The organism is Avibacterium endocarditidis (assembly GCF_965138825.1).
Taxonomy (GTDB): domain Bacteria; phylum Pseudomonadota; class Gammaproteobacteria; order Enterobacterales; family Pasteurellaceae; genus Avibacterium; species Avibacterium endocarditidis.
The window spans coordinates 1-3,311 of record NZ_CBCSDH010000032.1 but is presented as its reverse complement, the minus strand read 5'-3'; the positions used below and the strand labels follow the sequence as shown (position 1 = coordinate 3,311).

2 rRNA genes are annotated in these 3,311 nt (G+C 49.3%); both read right to left on the bottom strand.

What is annotated here, in order from left to right:
* Window positions 1–33: 33 nt before the first annotated feature.
* Window positions 34–149: ribosomal RNA gene (rrf, locus tag ACNAV8_RS11520) — 5S ribosomal RNA — on the bottom strand.
* Between the two features lie 90 nt (window positions 150–239).
* Window positions 240–3,138: ribosomal RNA gene (locus ACNAV8_RS11515) — 23S ribosomal RNA — on the bottom strand.
* Window positions 3,139–3,311 lie beyond the last annotated feature (173 nt).

Genomic DNA, 3,311 nt, shown 5'->3' with positions numbered 1-3,311 from the left:
AGTTCCCTCAATGGCGTTCTTCTCTCATTCAATACCTGGCGGTGTCCTACTCTCACATGGGGATTCCCCACACTACCATCGGCGTTACAGCGTTTCACTTCTAAGTTCGGCATGGAATTAGGTGGGTCCACTGCACTAGCGCCGCCAAGATAATTCTTTAGATTCTTTCTATTCTTTATGTCTTTTCTATTTCTTCTTCACTTCTTCAACAAAAACAAGCCAAAACCCTTGAGTGTTGTATAGTTAAGCCTCTCGGGCAATTAGTACTGGTTAGCTCAACGGCTCACACCGCTTACACACCCAGCCTATCTACGTCGTAGTCTCCAACAACCCTTACTGACTCTAAGTCAGGGAGAACTCATCTTNAGGCAAGTTTCGTGCTTAGATGCTTTCAGCACTTATCTCTTCCGCATTTAGCTACCCAGCAGTGCCTCTGGCGAGACAACTGGTACACCAGTGATGCGTCCACTCCGGTCCTCTCGTACTAGGAGCAGCCCCTCTCAATTCTCCAACGCCCACGGCAGATAGGGACCGAACTGTCTCACGACGTTCTAAACCCAGCTCGCGTACCACTTTAAATGGCGAACAGCCATACCCTTGGGACCTACTTCAGCCCCAGGATGTGATGAGCCGACATCGAGGTGCCAAACACCGCCGTCGATATGAACTCTTGGGCGGTATCAGCCTGTTATCCCCGGAGTACCTTTTATCCGTTGAGCGATGGCCCTTCCATTCAGAACCACCGGATCACTATGACCTGCTTTCGCACCTGCTCGACTTGTCTGTCTCGCAGTTAAGCTTGCTTATACCATTGCACTAACCTGACGATGTCCGACCGTCATTAGCAAACCTTCGTGCTCCTCCGTTACGCTTTGGGAGGAGACCGCCCCAGTCAAACTACCCACCAGACACTGTCCGAGTACCCGTTTCAGGCACTTCGTTAGAACATCAAACGTTAAAGGGTGGTATTTCAACAACGACTCCACGATAACTGGCGTTACCGCTTCACAGTCTCCCACCTATCCTACACATCAAAATTCAAGGTTCAGTGTCAAGCTATAGTAAAGGTTCACGGGGTCTTTCCGTCTAGCCGCGGGTACACCGCATCTTCACGGCGATTTCAATTTCACTGAGTCTCGGGTGGAGACAGCCTGGCCATCATTATGCCATTCGTGCAGGTCGGAACTTACCCGACAAGGAATTTCGCTACCTTAGGACCGTTATAGTTACGGCCGCCGTTTACTGGGGCTTCGATCAGGAGCTTCTCTTTCGATTACACCATCAATTAACCTTCCAGCACCGGGCAGGCATCACACCCTATACGTCCACTTTCGTGTTTGCAGAGTGCTGTGTTTTTAATAAACAGTTGCAGCCAGCTGGTATCTTCGACTGGTTCATGCTCCATTCGCAAAGAACTTCACACTACGCCAGCGCACCTTCTCCCGAAGTTACGGTGCTATTTTGCCTAGTTCCTTCACCCGAGTTCTCTCAAGCGCCTGAGTATTCTCTACCTGACCACCTGTGTCGGTTTTCAGTACGGTTTAGATAAACCTGAAGCTTAGTGGCTTTTCCTGGAAGTGTGGTATCAATTACTTCAGCACCTTAGTGCCTCGTCATCATCTCTCAGTGTTTACAGTGAACCGGATTTGCCTAGTCCACCCACCTACCAACTTAAACGTACATCTCCAACAGTACGCTAACCTAACCTACTCCGTCCCCACATCGCAGTTTATCCAAGTACGGGAATATTAACCCGTTTCCCATCGACTACGCTTTTCAGCCTCGCCTTAGGGGCCGACTCACCCTGCCCCGATTAACGTTGGACAGGAACCCTTGGTCTTCCGGCGAACGGGTTTTTCACCCGTTTTATCGTTACTTATGTCAGCATTCGCACTTGTGATACGTCCAGCAATCCTCTCAAATCACCTTCTTCCGCTTACACAACGCTCCCCTACCCAACAGTATTGCTACTGATGCCGCAGCTTCGGTACTATATTTTAGCCCCGTTACATCTTCCGCGCAGGCCGACTCGACTAGTGAGCTATTACGCTTTCTTTAAATGGTGGCTGCTTCTAAGCCAACATCCTAGCTGTCTAAGCCTTCCCACTTCGTTTCCCACTTAATATAGATTTTGGGACCTTAGCTGGCGGTCTGGGTTGTTTCCCTCTCCACGACGGACGTTAGCACCCGCCGTGTGTCTCCTGAGTATCACTCTTTGGTATTCGGAGTTTGCATCGGTTTGGTAACCCGGGATGGGCCCCTAGCCGAAACAGTGCTCTACCCCCAAAGGTGTCCGCTCAAGGCTCTACCTAAATAGATTTCGGGGAGAACCAGCTATCTCCCGGTTTGATTGGCCTTTCACCCCCAGCCACAGGTCATCCGCTAATTTTTCAACATTAGTCGGTTCGGTCCTCCAGTTAGTGTTACCCAACCTTCAACCTGCCCATGGCTAGATCACCGGGTTTCGGGTCTATACCTTGCAACTAAACGCCCAGTTAAGACTCGGTTTCCCTTCGGCTCCCTTATTCAGTTAACCTCGCTACAAAATATAAGTCGCTGACCCATTATACAAAAGGTACGCAGTCACCCTTTCGGGCTCCCACTGCTTGTACGTACAGGGTTTCAGGTTCTATTTCACTCCCCTCACCGGGGTTCTTTTCGCCTTTCCTTCACAGTACTGGTTCACTATCGGTCAATCAGGAGTATTTAGCCTTGGAGGATGGTCCCCCCATCTTCAAACAGGATTCCTCGTGTCCCGCCCTACTTTTCGTAAGCTTAGTACCACACGCGATTTTTTAGATACGGGGCTATCACCCTGTGTCGCTTAGCTTCCCAGCTAATTCTCCTAAATCACATGCTATCACTTACTGGCTCCTCCGCTTTCGCTCGCCGCTACTCACAGAATCTCGGTTGATTTCTTTTCCTCGGGGTACTTAGATGTTTCAGTTCTCCCGGTTCGCCTTACGAGGCTATTTTATTCACCTAGTAATGATAGGCTCTTCGCCTATCGGGTTTCCCCATTCGGACATCGTGGGTTAAACGCTTCTTATCAACTCACCCACGCTTTTCGCAGATTAGCACGTCCTTCTTCGCCTCTGATTGCCAAGGCATCCGCCCTGTACGCTTTCTCACTTAACTATACAACCTCAAGGATTTTTCCCCGAAGTTGTTCTCTCGTTGAGAACGCTTACTTGCTTTTGTTCAAGTAAGCCTTTTACTCAGACTTTTTCAATTTAATAAGAAAATGGCTCTATCACGATTACCACTCCCCCATCAGCTTGAAAGTCTCTTCAGTTTTCAGCTTGTTTTTA